Consider the following 18,258-nt stretch of genomic DNA (forward strand, 5'->3'; position numbering starts at 1 on the left):
TCTATTTTCTTTACTCTATATTCTCTTTTATTTCTATTTTAGCACAACCAAAAAAACTATTTATGTCTTCAGGAACTATTTTAGCCATTATCATTATCTATTTCGGTGTTCTTATTCTTATTTCGAATCTTGTTAGTAAAAAAGACAGTAGTAACGATGCTTTTTTTAAGGCAAATAAAAATTCTAAATGGTATTTAGTAGCGTTTGGAATGATTGGAACGGCGCTTTCTGGCGTGACTTTTATTTCGGTTCCTGGCGAAGTTGGAAATCCTGATTTGCAGTTCAAATATTTTCAATTTGTTTTGGGAAATGCTATTGGTTTTATCATAATTGCAACGGTCTTGCTTCCACTCTATTATCGCATGAATTTGACTTCGATTTATAGTTATATCGAACAAAGATTAGGTGTTGTAAGTTATAAAACTGCTGCCACAATTTTCTTGATAAGTCGCACTATTGGTTCAGCTTTTCGCTTGTATTTGGTAGTGATTGTGTTACAACGTTTTGTTTTTGACGTTTACAATATTCCTTTTGCGGTAACGGTTTTAATTTCATTAGCATTAATTTTTGCTTACACCTATCGTGGCGGATTGAAAACAATAATTATTACTGACTCTTTGCAAACCTTTTTCTTAGTTTCATCGGTTTTCTTGACGATTATTTTTATCTGTAATAGTTTGGATTATAATTTTACAGAAGCTTTTGAAGCAATTAAAAACAGTAATTATTCTAAAATTTTCTTTTATGAAGATTATCTAAAAGGCAACTTTGTTTTGAAACAAATTTTGGGTGGAATCTTTGTAACTATTGCCATGGTTGGATTAGACCAAGATTTGATGCAAAAGAATTTGAGTTGCAAAAACATTGGCGAAGCTCAAAAAAACATGTTCACTTTCACAGGAATTTTTGTCGTGATTAATATTTTCTTTTTGAGTGTTGGTGCTTTACTTTACTTATATGCAGAAAAAAACGGAATTGCAGTTCCAATGGTTGATGGTGTAAAACGTACTGATTTATTATTTCCTGAAATTGCTTTTAATTACCTGAATATTGTTCCTGCAGTTGTATTTTTATTAGGATTGACCGCAGCGACTTTTGCTACAACCGATTCGGCTTTGACTGCTTTGACAACTTCTTTTTGCGTTGACTTTCTCGGAATGGATAAAGAAAATGGCAATGTCAATAGCAATAGCAATATCAAAAGTCAAGAAGAAATTGAAATTAGAAATAAAAAATTAGTTAGAACTAGACACTTGGTTCATGTTGGATTTTCGGTATTGATGTTTTTGGTGATAATTATATTTAATTCGCTGAATGACAAATCGGTGGTGACGATGATTTTTAAAGTAGCGAGTTATACTTATGGGCCACTTTTAGGATTGTATGCTTTTGGTTTGTTTATGAAATCGAAAACGGTTCACGATAAATTGGTTCCTTTTATTTGTGTGATTTCGCCTTTGGTTTGTTTTTTAATTGCAAAAAATTCAGCAGCACTTTTTGGAGATTATGTAATTGATAACGAATTAATCATCGTTAACGGATTGATTACTTTTATAGGATTATTGATTATTAGCAAACCTGCTACTAGTCAGACGAAGTTTTAGGAATGGAACTTTCATAAGTTTCTAATCAAAAATTAAAATGGAAACCTCTCTAGCCCCGATTGCAGTGGAAATCCTTTTATAACTCCGACAGAGTTTTGAACTCTGTCGGAGTTATAAAAGATTGGAACGAAAAGCGGGAATTACCATCACTGATAAATCCCGAGCCTCTTGCTCCTAATATTGATTAGTTGTCAATAAAACCAATGTACAAGCTTCTTCTACTTTGATTGAATTGGCTTTGAGTAACTGATAAAACTCTGGGTTTTCGGTTCCTGGATTGAAGACTACTCTTTTAGGCTTGGTTTCGATTATATAATTGTAATAATCACGTTGGCGCACCGGATTGAGGTACAAAGTAACAGTATCGATATTGGCAAGCGGAATATTTTTAGTTTTTATGGAAATTCCGGCAACTTCGCCTTGATTTTGACCGATGGCTATAACCGAATGACCTTTGTCAACTAGCATTGTTATGGCTTTGAAAGCGTATCTTTCGGGTTTGGTGGAAGCACCAAGAACTAAAGTTTTCTTATTTTTCATAATGCAAAATTACGGATAATTGTTTTTATATTAACTTTAGACATTAATACTTTATTTATCTTTGCCGAAAATTTAAACTTTTCAAAGAATGGATATTTTCTTGAACACTTTTTTTGTTTTGCTTGGTGCGCTGTTTTCGGTATTGAATCCGATTGGTGCGATTCCGTTTTTTGTGGGTTTAACACAAGATTATACTAAAGTAGAACGTTCTCGTGTTTCTTTGATGGCGGCAATTAACGTTTGTATTATATTGATAATTTCGTTTTTTGTTGGTGAATATGTTTTGAGTTTTTTCGGAATTACGATTTCGGCACTTAGAATTGCTGGTGGAATTTTGATTGCAAGTTCAGGATTTGGTTTACTAAATGCCAATCCGAAGAAGAGAAAAGGGATTAGCAAAGAAGTGGAAGAAGATTTACAAAGTAGAACCTCTATTGCTTTAACACCGCTTGCCATGCCAATGTTAGCTGGACCTGGTTCGATTTCCTTATTAATAGCATTTAATCAAGATCATAAAACTACTCCTGAAATTTTGTCTTCTACACTTGCTATTTTCGTGGTTTCTATTCTAATATTTTTGGTATTGAGAAGTGCTCATTATTTGGCTAAATATTTGGGAGCATCAGGAATTGTGGCAATTTCTAGAATCGTTGGTTTCTTGACGGTTGCAATTGGTATTCAATATATTATTAGTGCAGTTTTGAGTATTATTAGAGGAATATAAGTGAAATTCCAATAAAAAAATTCCAAATTCCAATATGATTACAGTTGGAAATTGGAATTTATAATATTAGAATTTATAAATTTATTTTCTTGGAAGAAAAACTTCTGCCATCATGCATCTTGCACTTCCGCCACCGCATGCTTCAATGGTATCTAGGCTTGAATGTAGAATTGTGATGTGTTCTTCTAATTGGGCGATTTGCTTTTTGGTTAAAGCATTGTAAGCTGATGAACTCATGATTAAGTATCTTCTTTCGTCTGAACCTTGTAACTCTAACATATTACCTGCGAAATTGTTCATTTGATCTTCGGTAATTAGAATGATTTCTTTTTCGTCAGAACGAAGACTGTCAAGAACCATTTTGCGTTCTTTTTTATCATCTATACAATCGGCACAAATTACGGCAAATGTATCCCCAATGCACATCATAACATTTGTATGATAGATTAGCTTTCTTTCGCCATCAACGGTTTGAAATGCTTCAAATATGATTGGATTTAGATCAAAATCTTCGCAAAATTCAATGAATAATTCTTCATCTGCTCTTGGAGAAAGTGCACAATATGCTTTTCCGTTTTCTCTGTCAAGCACAATACTTCCTGTTCCTTCAAGGTAAAATCCGTCTTCCTCAGCAGAAGTATAATCCATAATTCCGTCGCTTATTTCATAACCTTTGGCTTCCAAAACATCTAAAATATCTTCACGTCTTTCGGCACGACGGTTTTCGGCAAACATTGGATATAAAACCACATCACCATTTTCGTGAAAAGAAATCCAATTATTTGGAAAAATACTGTCTGGCGTGTCTGGATCTAAAGTATCGTCAACAACAGTAACATCGATTCCGACCATTCTTAATTTGTTTACGAAAGTATCAAACTCTTGTTGCGCTTTTTCGTTGACATTCGCAGGAGTTAATCCGTCAAGGACTTTTTGATAATAATTGTTTACCGCCGTTTGTTCGTTCATTCTAAACGCTACTGGACGAATCATTAATATGGAGTTTGTAGTTTGTTTCATTTTATAGTTTGTTTAAAGTTTCAGGTTTTAGGTTTCAGGTTTTCCAACTTGAAACATTAAACTTGAAACAAATTTTTTTAATCTCTTATTAAAGGCAATGTCGAACATCTTAATAGTCCTTCTTGTTTTGCTATTTCAGCATATGGAATTTCTTCTACTGTAAAACCTTGTTCTCTTAGCCAATTGTTTAATCTTGTGAAGTTTTTCTCAGAAACTACAACATCTGGTGCAATTGAAAACACATTGGAATTCATATTATACATTTCGTCTCGTGTGATATGAAACAGATTTTCTTTTCCGAATAATTTTACTAAATAAACGTAATCTGCTTCTTCACGGAAACCGCTTTTATAGATGATTCCTTTGTTTGTTCCTACTGGTTGAAAGCAGCAGTCAAGGTGCAATGCATTATCTCGAGCTTCTAATTTAGATTTCACCAAGTCAAATTCTTTTACAATTTTGTTTGGAAACAAATTTTTGATGTATTGAACTCCTTGCATATTAGTCCTTGCGGTGATATAATCTTTATAGTCAGAACCTTTGTATGTTCCTATAAAAATATAGTCATTCCAAAGCATTACATCACCACCTTCAATGTGCACATCATCGGGCGGACGAACGACTTTAGCAGGATTCATTTGGTCAATTACATATTGAATTGCATCCAATTCACGGTTTCTGTCAGGAAGAATGTTTGCTTTTATAAAAACATCGTCGATTACAAAACCAATATCACGAGTAAAAATTTGATTATAATTTTCAATCATTTCAGGACGAAAGACTTTCACATCATATTTTTGAAATACTTTGTTGAACGCTTCCATTTCGTTAACCATATCTTCTTCAACTGGATATGTTCCTGCGAGAATGTGTTCTAATGATTTTGGATCGTAAGCTTCGTCTGCTGTTGGCGTTGGTCCGTTATTTATTGCGGAACCTAATACAACGGCTCTTAATCTTGAAGTTTCGTTTTTTACATTTAATTGTAACATATAATTTGCTTTTGGCATTTGTACAAATATAAAAAAGCTCCGTTGATTAACGAAGCTTTTGTTTATAAGTATTTATTAAATTAGTTTTTGATGAGTTTCTGATTATAAACTTGACCATCTTTATCAATTACATTAACAATGTAAATTCCATTAGCATAATTACTCACATCAACTTGGAAAGATTCGCTGTTTTCAATGCTCTTATCCAATACTGTTTTGCCGTCAATTGAAGTAATAAGTACTTTATTGAAAGTTGAGTTTTTCAGCTCTAGCCCTATTAGTTTTGATGAAGGATTAGGATATATTATTAAACTTCTATCAATAACTTTTTCACTATCTCCAAGGTTTTTGTCAATTTGATTTTTATATACAAAATCTGTATTATCGGTACAACCTTGAATATATGCAGTAAACTTAGATGCATTTTGTGTTTCAAACCCAGGATTAAGCTCAACAAAATCTCCTGCATGATAGATTACTGTAGTTGAAGTATTAATTAGATTAGTAGTTTTAATCCAATTATTTCTTTCTTCATTTATTGATGTAGTTATAGGATTAGAAGTTATTAAATATCTGTGGCAAGACTGCCATTGAACCCATGGAGGAAGTGTTTTTGGTGGTGTTGATGCCCCAATATTAAATAATGATATATCATAAGGACTAGAATCAGGATTGTTTATAACTCCAAGATTAAGATAACTAGAAATAGGAAAATATATTTTATGATCAATTCCTCTTTGTAAACAACGTGAAAACATATTCTGATATGATAAAGACCCTTCTTCCCATTTAGATCCATCAAAGATAATGGATGATGAGTATAATCCTTCATCCGTCACTCTATGGATTGTATTCCCATCATATGAGAATTCAGCACCATTTAGTGTAAATACTTCACCATCAATTGTTTGGGGCTGATAAACTTCTTCAAAATTAGATAATGCGCCAGTGGTATTATTAAAAAGACCTACATATAAGGCACCAATTTGTGATGCGGTATTTACACTTGAGTATCCAATCAATATCTTATCATTATTTTCAGAAATTTTAATAGGCCCTTGTATACTTGAAGTAAAATGTCCATTTGCATTGTTTATATCAAATGTTAAATATAGCAATGGGGGCAATGGCGAATTGTAAGTATCGTTATAAATTATATCATTATCGGTTACTAGGTACGTAAATATTTGTGAACCAATCTCCGCAATTAACCAATAGTCAATACCATTACTATGTTTTGCAGATGTAATTTTACCATAATTAATAGGATAGTTATCATTAATAAGAACATTGTTATTATCAGGTAATGCAGTGTTTTTGGTTGCTGCTATAACAATTCCTGTTCCATTTGTCATATCAACTTCGGAATACCTTAGTCCATGTCTTTGTGTTGGAACATCATTTATTATAAATAATTGATCTAAAGAAATAGTAACAATAAAAAATTTATTGATATCAGAAGGATTTGGAATGATAATAACGTTTTGGGAATAAATATTTCCATGGCCTAATAAACCATTTCCATTTAACATTATATTATTGTTTTTGTCAATAACAGAAATTCCATCTGTATAGAACAATAAATTTCCTTGTTGATCTGATACAGATGCAGGATTGGTATAAAAACCAGTACTAGGAAGATTTGTTATAAATCCTTGCGGAGTTGGTGTCATGAAATCTAATCCGTAATTATTTGGAAAAGTCCATTTTGCATTCTGCAAATCTTGAGAAAATATAACTTTAGAAAAAAGAAATAAGATAATTATAAATAAATTTTTCATAATTTAAAATTTAACTTATATTATTTTTTTTCAAGTAATAATTTCACTTGTTTCTTTAACTCATCTAATTCTTTGACTTGCTTATCCAATTGTTTTTGTTGTTCAATAGCATATAAAGTCAATTCTTCAATTTTTTCCATTTGCTTGGCTTGCATGTCTGCTATGTCTAAACCTTCTTTTGCAAGTTCATTAGCAGAAGAAATACCAGGTAAATGTTTGTTTTCTTTAATATAAGTTTCTACTTCTTTTAATGGTTTCAATTCATAATCTGAAGCAAAAACATAATCAGCCCAGTTAGTAGAACTTCTCAAAGCAACTTTAACTTTTTCGGTTAAAATTCCGCCTTCTACAAGAAGTCGATAATTACTTGTTGCAGTTATAGCTGGGAACAAAGCTGTATCCCCAATATAAACTCTTCCATTACCTGACATACTGCCGTTTGAACTAAAAATTAAATTATTATTACCCAATTTAACTGTTCTAACACCAGGAATTGGGTTAGATACATTAGTTGGAATAGTTACAATTGAACCATCACAAGTATACAAATTACATGCTGTTGCTATTGAATTGATAATATACGGATTTCCTGTTACTCCAGTTCCTGTAACAGTGACATTAGTTCCGCCAGTTATTAATGTTGATCCACCTGAACCTACATCAGTTGTAAGTACAACATCTCCAGTTGAGTTAACTGTTAAAACTCTTCCATTTGTTGCTTGCAAATTGGTATTAGTGCTTTTTAAATTAGAAAAACGCAAGCCAGAAGTTCCAGCAGTAGTCCCAGTCACTCCACTATTAATCTCAACTTTATTACCTGGCAATGTTGTACCAATACCAATGTTACCTTGCACAAGTAAACCATTTGTAGGTGCAACTGATACTGTATAACCAACTCCAATAGTTGCTCTTCCTGAAACATCTAATGTATTGTTAGGATTATTTGTACCTATACCAATCATCCCACTATTAGTTTTACCATATAAAATATTACCTATATTTAAAAAATTATTGGTTGTAGGTGTTGGTGCACTCGTATATGATCCCACTAAAATATTATTGCTGCCTGTGGTTATGCTCTGACCTGAATCAACTCCTAAAAACAAATTACCACTTCCACCAGTTAAATTTGAACCAGTTCCTTTACCCAAAAAAGTATTATTATCTCCTGTAGTTGGAGTCGTTGGAAATTGCAAACCTCTACCGCTTTGATTTCCTATAAAGGTATTGTTACTACCTTGATTTGCATAACCACTATATTGTCCAACCGTAACATTACTAATACCGATTGAGGAATTTTCACCAGCACCATATCCCAAATATACATTCCAACTCCCTAAAGTATTTCCATTACCCGAACGAGCTCCTGCAAATAAATTACCCACTGCTGAATTTCCACCACCACCATTTATAGTCGTACTAGCCCCTGAATGAGCCCCAATAAATACATTCTCACGAATATTTAGACCAGGAAAAACGAAATTGTTAGCGGTAGTGTTCGTTGAAGCTCCTAGTATAACATTACTAGCACCTGGCGAACTTAAATTTGGACCATATACAACATTATTTTGTGAAAACACATCGTTTGTTAAACAAAAAAGCATAATCAACATTAATAAAAAGAATTTTCTTGTTCTCATAATTTTATTTTTTAAGTTAGATGCTTAAATTTAACAAAAAAAATGTAAGAAAAATCAATTTTAACATTAAAACCGATTAAAAACAAAAAAACTCTGACAAACGGCAGAGTTTTTTAATTTTAAATACTGAAAATTAGTATTTTATCTTTTATCCACAGGAACAAAATCTCTCAATGGATGACCAGTGTAAACTTGTCTTGGTCTTCCGATTGGTTCTTTGTTTACACGCATTTCTTTCCATTGTGCTATCCATCCTGGTAAACGTCCGATTGCGAAAAGAACTGTAAACATATCTGTTGGGATTCCTAATGCACGGTAGATGATACCTGAATAGAAGTCAACATTTGGATATAATTTTCTTGATACAAAGTATTCATCTACTAAAGCCGCTTCTTCTAATTTTTTAGCAATTTGAAGAATTGGATCATCAACGCCCAAAGTTCTTAACACTTCATCGGCTGCTTTTTTAATGATTTTTGCTCTTGGGTCGAAGTTTTTATATACTCTATGTCCAAATCCCATCAAACGGAATGGATCATCTTTATCTTTAGCCTTAGCCATAAATTTGTCAGCATCACCACCATCTTTTTGAATTTCTTCTAGCATTTCAAGTACAGCTTGGTTAGCTCCACCATGCAATGGTCCCCAAAGAGCAGAAACACCAGCAGAAATTGAAGCAAATAATCCCGCATGAGAAGACCCTACTATTCTAACTGTTGAAGTAGAGCAGTTTTGCTCGTGATCAGCATGAAGAATAAATAGTTTATCCAAAGCATCAATTACAACTTGGTTTTGAGTATAAGGTCCAGTTGGCAATTCAAACATTAAGTGCATAAAATTTTCAACATATCCTTTAGTATTATCATAGTAATTCAAAGGATAACCCATGATTTTTCTGTATGTCCAAGTAGCAATAACAAGGAATTTACCCATTGTTTTACAAACGGCTTCATACATTTCTTTTTCATTTTCAACATTTACAACTTTTGGGTTAAATGCTGTTAACGCAGAAGTTAACGAAGACAAAACACCCATTGGATGCGCTGTTTTTGGAAAACCGTCAATGATATTTTTCATTTCTTCGTTTACCAAAGTGTATTTTCTAATATCGGTTTCAAATTGAATTAATTGCTCTTTTGTTGGCAATTCACCAAAAATCACTAAATAAGAAACTTCTAGAAAATCAGCTTTTTCAGCTAAATCTTCAATAGCATACCCTCTATAACGAAGAATTCCCTCTTCACCATCTAGAAAAGTGATATCACTCTTACATGAACCTGAGTTTTTGTATCCTGGATCAAGTGTAATAGCGCCTGTAAGGTCACGTAATTTTTGGATATCTATTGCTGGTTCGTTTTCGCTTCCTACAATAACAGGAAACTCATATTTTTTGCCGTCGTATTCTAATATTGCTGTTTTTGACATGATATAAATTTGGAAATAAATCTGATAAATTAATAATTTAACAAAGCTATGAAATTACATTTTAATTAAAAAACAAAATCAGATAGCATTTCGTTAATAATTTGATAATTATTGCAAAATTAATATACAATATTAAAACGAGAGCCTGATTTAACATTGAAAAAACAAAATAAAAACAGATAATTTGCTCTAAAGTAAGTAACTGATTTTGAAAGCAATTATTTTTTTCTTACTTTTGAATTGACAAAACAACCTTTAGCTTGTAAGAAAAAGAATGAATATTGTATTTTATTAACAATTTATTAAAAAAAAGCATTTATCCCAAATCTACTAATGCAGGAAATTAAAGCCCAAATTAACACCCTTTTAGAAAAATCATACACTGCCAGGATTAGTAATCTTGACTTTAGTATTGAATTAACTAAAGAAGCATTAGTATTATGCAATGATGGTAATTTTGAACATTTAAAGGCAAGAGCACTTTCGCAACTATCTCTTTATTATATGATTTTAGGAAAATATGATGAGTCCTATAATTTGTCGCAAAAAAGCATTCATTTATTTGAGAAATTCAATGATGAAAAAGGAGTTGCTGATGCAAAATACAACATAGCGGGCTTTTATTATAAAACAAATAATTTTCAGATGGGTGTTGTCTATCTAATAGATGCACTTATAATTTACAAAAAAGAAAATGACTTTCATAATATTTCCAGATGCGAAAAATCATTAGGAACTGTTTATGACTTTACTGGTGATGAACAAAAGTCAATTCAATCTTATAAAAATGCTATAAAAGCCGCTAAAAAAGTAAATGATTTAAATCTTGAATCTAATGCCTACAATAATCTATCTGGCATCTATATAAGAAATGGGAATATTGATTTAGCTAGAGAAACAATTGAAAAATCAATAGCCTACAAACAAAAAACGCAAGATATTAGAGGTTTAGCTTTTGCCATATACGGAAGAGGAAAAGTGAATCTTGCAGAAAAAAAATATACAGAAGCTGAAGCTAATTTCAAGCAAGCAATTAGCATTCATAATGAAATGGGAGAAAAGCTAGGATTAGCTATGACTCATAACAAATTAGCTAAATTATATTTTGAAACAGACCAAATTGATCTAGCTAAAGAACACTTGAAAACCGGACTAGAAATTTGTGATTTATATAATATTTCAATTATAAAGATTAAATTTCTTCATCTATTTTATTCTATTTACAAAATTGAAAACGACCATACAAAAGCACTAGAGTATTTAGAACTATATTTGAAGGAAAAAGAAAGTGTACTTAATGTTCAAAATTTCAAAATAATAGAAAACTACGATTTGCTTGTTAGAATGCAAGCCATGCAAAAAGAGGCAGAGTTTCAACAAGAAAAAACAAAAATCATAGCCAAAAGCAATAAAACAGAACAAGCTGCAAGAGTTAGACAAGAATTTTTGTCAACAATGAGTCATGAGATTAGAACGCCTTTGAATGCAGTTACAACAATTGCTTCAATGCTTAGTGAAAATCCGCATCATGAAGATAGAGTTCTAATTGATTCTTTGAAATTTTCTTGCAACCATTTAATGCAAATTATAAATGACATTTTAGATTTTACAAAACTCGATTTAGGAAAAATGAGTTTGGATATTCAATCAAGTAAAATCAGATTATTTTTAGAAAGTTTTTGGAACACATACCAAATACAAGCTAATGAAAAAGGAATAGAATTTAAACTAAAAATTGATCCTACTCTTTTTGAATATTATTTAATAGACGAAACAAAAATCACTCAGATTTTAGGAAATCTAGTTGGCAATTCAATAAAATTCACTGATATTGGTAGTGTTAAATTAGAAGTGAAAGTTTTGGAACAAGCTAGTGACCAAGACATTGTATTGTTTAAGGTTTCAGATACTGGAGTTGGAATTGAAAAAGAAAACATAAATCAAGTTTTTGAAAGTTTTTCTCAGTTAAAAAATGGAATTACCCGTAAAAAAGACGGCACAGGATTGGGTTTGTCAATTACAAAAAAATTGATTGAACTTCATGAAAGTGAAATAAACATTCAAAGTATATTTGGAAAAGGTTCTATTTTTTCTTTTGAATTGAAATTAAAAAAATCAGAAAACATTGAACTCAATAGTCAAATAAATTTTCTTAGTGAGATTAAAGGCATAAAAGTATTACTTGTTGAAGACAATGCTATAAATGCTATGATTGCTAAAAAACTTTTGTCGAAATGGGAAATCATTACCGATCATGCAATCAACGGATTAATTGCCACAGAAAAATCGCAAACTACCAAGTACGACTATATTTTAATGGATATTCACATGCCTATTTTGGATGGTTATCAGGCTGCAAAAAACATTAGAACGCTCGAAAACTTAAATAAAGAAACTCCTATATTTGGTTTAACAGCTGATATTGCCGCTAAAGACAATAACGATTATAACAGCTACTTTAATGATTTTTTATTGAAACCATTAGAAATTGATAAATTAAAAATCGCGCTAAGATCCTAATAACAAAAGCTTTAACAAAATAAAAACCACTAATTTACATTTTATTGCAAACTAGTGGTTAAAAAGTTAATTCATTTCCAGTTTATTTCTTTATAATTTTCTCCACTTTTTGTCCTTTATCAGAAGTTATTTTTAAGAAATAAGTTCCTGCAGCTCTTTGAGAAACATCAACACTTGCTTTTTCGGCAGATGTTATATTTGTTTCTAATAATCTTCCATATACATCATACAACTGAATTAATTGAATGACACCATCACTAGCAACAGTAACGATTGAATTGGCTGGATTAGGGTAAATTGAAATTGACTTATCAATCGTATTTATTGAAACACTCAAGGTTTGAAAGGTTGTATTAGCTGTGTTTGTTGTAACGATTAATGGAATTGTATCAACGGTATAATCATAATCAAATGATATTTTGGTGTTATTTGACACAGTTGACCCAACAGGAAGATTATCAAGTGTTTTGATTTTAAACAAAATTCCACCTGAACCACCAGGTTCTCCACCTTGCATACTACTTCTTAAATGGAACATAGCTACGTTGTTTTGAACTTGAACTAATGCTTTGTTATATTCAATCGGCGCTGAGGGATTGCTAAGAAAAGAGCTAAGAATTTGCAGCGAATTTATATCAAACTTAGCTGTATCAATAACCATTTTTGCAACAGCATAATTTGCATTTGCCGTAGCTTCGTTTTCTATATTTATAACATAATTCAAGTACTCACCAATATCTGTAGATGGTAAACTCGCACCTTCCATACATTTTATCCAGCAAGCGTCATTTGTATTTGAAATTGTTTGATTTAATACAAAATTATTATCAATCTGTGTACTTGGCTCTTCACCATCAGGATTAATTGTGGTAGAAAATTGTAGCGACTGTCCATTAGTAAAAGATACTGCTGGTTGCAAACTTACTCTTACTACTCTACTTTCAAAAGGTTTCAAATCGGTATAACCAAGTGTTAACAAACCAGCACTTTGGTTAGACACAACAGTGTTGGATGGTAACTCTGGGCTAACAGAATTAAACAATGAAGAATTATACGAAAACGTAACTTGACCGCTCTGTGTTTGATTCCCTTTATTTCTGTACATTATTTCATAAGTAGGAAGTGTTAATGACCCTTCAGCCGGAAGCACAATTGGCAACATTACTACCTCTACATCAAAATGTTGACCAATTGGAGTTACTACAAAATCATAGTTAAAAACATTATCATTTGTATTTAAGAAGCTAGTAGTTGAAGTAGGCGCAGTAAATGAAAACCATTCTGAATGTTCAAAAACTGGTTCAAAATTAAAAACACCCGTTTCCTTAGTATTTAAAATAAATTCTCCTAGTGAATTGGTAACAGTCTGCAATTTATCACTTCCAAATGTACACACTAATTTTATGTTGGCCTGTGGAATATCTGTTGCATCAATACCATTGCTTGCCGCATCAAAAAGAATCTTTCCAGAAATTTTATTGAAAGAACCTCCTGGCGCATACGAACAATAAGAATCCACAATGTAATTAGGACTACCTGGTCCTTCGTCGATTAAAGACTCTACTTCCCCTTCATCAGCACATATATATACCAAGTTGGGAGTATTACCTCCAATATTCAATCCTTCATTAATACCATTTTTGGCATAAATAGAAAGTAAGTTATTATTATTTTCAACTTTTAATAATGTCAAGTGAATTAATGTAGATACATCAATTGTTTCAAAATCATTTTGGTCACATTCTAACTCTCTAAGATTAGTAAAATATTCAAGACCAACTAAATTAGTTATTGACGATTGCGATACATCAAGCTTGTAAACAAGTATAGCTTCTTGTTGCGAAATCTGAAAATCATTGTTCGCATCAATTTTTATATTCTCGTCTAAAGAATTTTTAGCAATAGAATTGCCCACACTTGACTGTAACAACTTGTTTTTAAAACTGTTGCCGTCAAATAGAATTGTCTGACTGCTGGCTATGCCTGAAAATAAAATCAGTAGTAGGAAGGTAATATTTTTCATTTTCTTGTAGGTTTGGTTAAACTTGGGGTTGTTTATTGGTGCAAAAATATACTTTTTAATTTAATTTTCTTAATAAAACATCTTGTAATTGTTCTCTTTTTCTCTGAGAAATAGGTAGTTGACTATCATCATTCATAAGAACAAAACCATTATCTTTTTTTACATACGACTTTACATAAGCCAGATTAATCAAATGCGATTGATGAATTCTGACAAAATCATGTTCCGTTAATAGTTCTTCATATTCTTTTAATGTTTTAGAAATCAGAATAGGTTTTCTATTTTTTATAAAAAACTTAGTGTAATTATCATCACTTTCACATCTTATAATATCGCTAATATCTAAAAGATGGATACCGTCAGAATTTGACAATGCAATTCGTTTGAAATTATCTGCTTTTTTTCTGATGTTTTCTAAAAGTAAATCGATGTGTGAATAGTCATTATCTTTTTCTAAGACATTTCTAATCTTATCAATTACTTTTTCTAAATCGTCAGGACTAACCGGTTTAAGCAAAAAATCTAAAGCACTAAATCGAAATGCTTTTATTGCATAATGTTCGTAAGCAGTTATAAAAACTATATGTGAAGTTACTTTTCCATTTATTTCAGAAAGTTTTTCAAGCATGTCAAATCCAGTTCCGTCATTCATCTGAATATCTAAAAAAACCACTTGAGGATCTATTTTCGTCAATGTATTAACACCACTTGCTACACTATCTGCTTCGCCAATAATTTTGATATCGGGAGCATATAATGCTAGTAATCCTTTCATTCCTTCTCTAAGATTAACATCATCATCTATGAGTACAGCTGTTATCATATCTTTTTTTCTTATATTTTTAAATTACTGACAAATATTGTAATGGTAAAACTACCGTTACTTTTGTTCCTTTTATTTCTCCTTTTTCTTCAATCTCTTCAATAGTTACTCTTGCCTCTTGATCGGTTGAATCTTCTACCATTTGCAATCTTTTCTTCGTAATATCCAATGCCATTGATTTATGCATTGAAACCAAATTTTCTTTCATTGCTTTAGATTGATTTATACCCATACCATTATCGGTAATAATACATATCAAGCTATTATTTTGAATATAAAAATCCAACGTTATAAGCCCAGTATTTACTTTGGGGTTTATTCCGTGAATAATTGCATTTTCTACAAACGGCTGTAATAACAAAGGTGGCAAAGCAACATCATCTTCAATTTCTTTGCATTTATTAATTTTGAATTGAAAAGAATTATTAAAACGCAACTGTTCTAATTCAAGATAATTTTGCAAACCTTCAATTTCCTTATCAATTGGTATTAAAGACTCTTTTGAATATTCGAGTGTTAATCGCATTAACTTAGAAAATTTAGCCAAATATTTAATAGCAGCATCGGTACTATTTTTTACAATAAAACTTGAAATTGAACCCAAACAGTTAAATATAAAGTGCGGATTCATTTGCAAGTGTAATGCCTTTTGTTCGTAAATTGCTAATTCTTTTTCGAGCGTTAATGTCTTTTTAAGTTGTGTTCTATTGTAAACCAAGAAAGCAATTCCAGAGGCAAAAAGTGCTAATAAAACAGAAAAAATTATTTTAATTTTATTTGATTTTGCTTGCTCTCTAAAAACAATTTCTCTTTTTGCTTCTTGCTCTTTTTGAAGCATTTCTTTTCTATCAAACTCAAAATTCATTTCGGCGCGTATGGTATTTTTAACTGTTTCGGCATTGGCAACGCTATCTTTAGCAACACTATACAATTTATAATGCTTTAATGCTTCATATGTATTTCCTTGCTTTTCATATATTTCGCTCAATGTTTTTTCAAATGCATAAATTTTACCCATTGATTTAATTTCTTTAGCTAAATCCAACCCTTTGTTTGTAAACTCTAAAGCTTTATCGTATTTCTTTTGTTCGAGAAACAAAGCTCCCAAACTTGCATAAGCATTGGCAACTCCAAATTTATTTCCAATACTAGTAAACCCAATTAATGCTTTATTATTAAACTCAATAGCTTTATCTATAATCTTTTTTTCTTTATAATATAGTCCAATATTATAATTTAATTCCGCTAATCCTCTTGTATCAGGATACTTTTTAAAAAAAACATTGGATTTATCAAAATATTCCATTGCTTTCACTAGATTTTTTAGATTATAATAAACTAAGCCAATATTGCTAGTAGTAATACCAATATTTTTGTCATTGAGTTTTTCTTGTATACTTAAACATTTTTCATAATAAACCAATGCTTTAAAGTATTCTCCTTGAGATTTATAAGTAACACCTATATTATTATAAGCTATTAAAAGTTTTTTATTATTTTTTGTTTGCTCATAAATTTTTTGAGCTTTAAAAAAATACTCTAATGCTTTTGCATAATTACTTTGCTCCATAAATACAAAACCAATACTACCATAAGCACGTGCTAATCCATCTTTTATTTCATTTATCTTTTGATCAGAACCAATTGGCATTTCATTTTCAAAAACAGCCTGCTCTTTAGAAAAATTATCAAGTGCTATAGCATAATTACCTAAAATGATATTAGCATTTCCAATATGATGGTAGGCATTTCCTTCTTCTATTTTAAAACCAATCTTTTTGGAAAGCAGCAATGCTTTTTTAGCATATTCAAGCATCAACTTTGCATTGCTTGTTTTATATTCATCGGCGATTGCATTAAGCGTTTTAGCTTTTACAATATCACTTTTAGTGTTTTTTAATTGAATAGTCAAACTATCAATGACTTTGTTTTGTGCAGTGACAAGCAAAGTAAAAGAAAAAAGAAAAACTAAAAGTAATTTTGACTTCATAGGCTATTATTCAAAACAAAAGTAAACTTTCCATTTAAAAAAGCCTATATAAATTAGAATTCGATAGGTTTGGTCGAGAATTCGATTTTTTAACATCAAAAAAATAAAAAAACTCCATCAAAGTTTAAAACTTTGATGGAGTTTGAAATTCTTGTTCGCCGTTGCTAACTGAATAACAAATTAGCAACTTACTGTTTAACGATACGAATTACTTTCTGTCCATTGTCAGACGTTACTCTAACATAATAAACTCCATCAAGTTTAGTAGAAATATCAAAAGATTTAGAAGGCTCATCGGCAAAAATAGTTTCCATAATTTGGTTTTGCTCATTAAGTAAATCAACCGATCTAATTACTGAGTTACAAGTAACTGTTAGGTTTGAGTCCGCAGGAATTGGATAGGCTGTAATAGATGAATCAACCAAAGCTGAAGTACCGTTTGTAAAAACCGTTTGCTCTATATTAGTTTGTTTTATTACTAACGAATTATCCATCTTGATAGTGGCATTCAAAAGTAACAGATCGCCAACTTCCACATCAGTTTTCGTTTTTACTCGGAATAAAATACCTCCTGAACCTCCGGGCTGAGTACAACATGGCAAACCTCTCGCGCAACATCTATGCGGTTTTAAAAGTATTAAAGGATTACTGTTAGAGGTAGTAATTTCAGAATCATAACAAGAACTTAAAATAACCAAAGTTGAAATATCAAACTGATTTTGATCAATAGAAAGCTTAACGGTTATGTCATTCTCTGAATTTTCAAATTTTAACTCATAATCCAAATACTCCCCAATTTTAGAGGGTGCAACTTTGTTTCCAGAAAGGCAGGTAAGACGGCTTTCTGATTGCGCCATAGATTGTTGTGTTCCAGCTAAAGATGCGATAGCTACCACTAAAGATAAAATAATTTTTTTCATTTTGGTTAAATTTATTTGGTTAATTATCTTACAATACTATTGTTTATTGTTTATTGTTTATTAACAAATAATTAACATAAATAAATATTAAACATTCAAATAAATTACAAAAAAAATAAAAATTTAATCAGAACAAAAGAATTTTTATTATGTTATTAATAATAAAATATGAAAATACTTATATTTTCAATATAAATACATAATGATATAAACAAAAAAATGCCATTTCAGCAAAAAGATACATAACAACTAAGCT

General features: G+C 31.0%; 13 protein-coding genes. 3 read left to right on the forward strand and 10 right to left on the reverse strand.

Translation table 11 applies throughout. The features are described from left to right. The first annotated feature begins 62 nt into the window (after positions 1-62). Positions 63-1,604: a sodium:solute symporter gene (locus O9267_RS06965; protein WP_298177514.1), complete on the forward strand. Its 1,542-nt coding sequence runs from the start codon at positions 63-65 to the stop codon at positions 1,602-1,604. Between the two features lie 174 nt (positions 1,605-1,778). Here the strand turns inward: O9267_RS06965 and O9267_RS06970 are convergent, their stop codons facing one another. Then, positions 1,779-2,144, reverse strand: coding sequence for a CoA-binding protein (locus O9267_RS06970; RefSeq protein WP_298177516.1), 366 nt, complete (start codon positions 2,142-2,144; stop codon positions 1,779-1,781). Positions 2,145-2,232: 88 nt separating this feature from the next. On the opposite strand from O9267_RS06970, the gene O9267_RS06975 reads away from it, so the two are divergent. Beyond that, positions 2,233-2,868 (forward strand): MarC family NAAT transporter, encoded by a 636-nt coding sequence (locus O9267_RS06975; RefSeq protein ID WP_298177518.1) that lies wholly within the window; start codon positions 2,233-2,235, stop codon positions 2,866-2,868. An 81-nt stretch (positions 2,869-2,949) separates the two neighbouring features. On the opposite strand, the gene ctlX is transcribed toward O9267_RS06975, so the two are convergent. The 5 genes from ctlX to O9267_RS07000 all read right to left on the reverse strand — a co-directional run bounded on the left by ctlX (position 2,950) and on the right by O9267_RS07000 (position 9,726). After that, positions 2,950-3,888 (reverse strand): citrulline utilization hydrolase CtlX, encoded by a 939-nt coding sequence (gene ctlX / locus O9267_RS06980; RefSeq protein WP_298177520.1) that lies wholly within the window; start codon positions 3,886-3,888, stop codon positions 2,950-2,952. 77 nt (positions 3,889-3,965) lie between these two features. Next, entirely contained in the window at positions 3,966-4,880 is a 915-nt protein-coding gene (locus O9267_RS06985; RefSeq protein ID WP_298177522.1) for an arginine deiminase family protein, read from the reverse strand. A gap of 80 nt (positions 4,881-4,960) precedes the next feature. Then, the gene (locus O9267_RS06990) at positions 4,961-6,661 is read right to left on the reverse strand and encodes a 3-coathanger stack domain-containing protein (RefSeq protein WP_298177524.1); all 1,701 of its coding nucleotides are present in this window, start codon (positions 6,659-6,661) and stop codon (positions 4,961-4,963) included. Positions 6,662-6,681: 20 nt separating this feature from the next. Then, positions 6,682-8,301, reverse strand: a complete 1,620-nt coding sequence (locus O9267_RS06995) for a hypothetical protein (protein WP_298177526.1) — start codon at positions 8,299-8,301, stop codon at positions 6,682-6,684. A gap of 141 nt (positions 8,302-8,442) precedes the next feature. Then, a complete protein-coding gene (locus O9267_RS07000; RefSeq protein WP_298177529.1) occupies positions 8,443-9,726 on the reverse strand; it encodes a citrate synthase in 1,284 nt (427 codons plus the stop codon). A gap of 333 nt (positions 9,727-10,059) precedes the next feature. Here O9267_RS07000 and O9267_RS07005 point away from each other — a divergent pair, with 333 nt between their 5' ends. Next, positions 10,060-12,246, forward strand: coding sequence for a tetratricopeptide repeat protein (locus O9267_RS07005; protein ID WP_298177531.1), 2,187 nt, complete (start codon positions 10,060-10,062; stop codon positions 12,244-12,246). 82 nt (positions 12,247-12,328) lie between these two features. On the opposite strand, the gene O9267_RS07010 is transcribed toward O9267_RS07005, so the two are convergent. The 4 genes from O9267_RS07010 to O9267_RS07025 all read right to left on the reverse strand — a co-directional run bounded on the left by O9267_RS07010 (position 12,329) and on the right by O9267_RS07025 (position 17,978). Then, positions 12,329-14,269, reverse strand: coding sequence for a T9SS type A sorting domain-containing protein (locus O9267_RS07010; RefSeq protein ID WP_298177533.1), 1,941 nt, complete (start codon positions 14,267-14,269; stop codon positions 12,329-12,331). 55 nt (positions 14,270-14,324) lie between these two features. Further along, positions 14,325-15,092 carry a LytTR family DNA-binding domain-containing protein gene (locus O9267_RS07015; protein WP_298177535.1) on the reverse strand — a complete coding sequence of 256 codons (768 nt, stop codon included), beginning with the start codon at positions 15,090-15,092 and terminating at the stop codon, positions 14,325-14,327. Positions 15,093-15,111: 19 nt separating this feature from the next. Next, a complete protein-coding gene (locus O9267_RS07020; RefSeq protein WP_298177537.1) occupies positions 15,112-17,082 on the reverse strand; it encodes a tetratricopeptide repeat protein in 1,971 nt (656 codons plus the stop codon). A gap of 188 nt (positions 17,083-17,270) precedes the next feature. Further along, positions 17,271-17,978, reverse strand: a complete 708-nt coding sequence (locus tag O9267_RS07025) for a T9SS type A sorting domain-containing protein (RefSeq protein WP_298177539.1) — start codon at positions 17,976-17,978, stop codon at positions 17,271-17,273. Positions 17,979-18,258 lie beyond the last annotated feature (280 nt).

This window comes from Flavobacterium sp. (assembly GCF_027531705.1).
In the GTDB taxonomy this organism is placed as follows: domain Bacteria; phylum Bacteroidota; class Bacteroidia; order Flavobacteriales; family Flavobacteriaceae; genus Flavobacterium.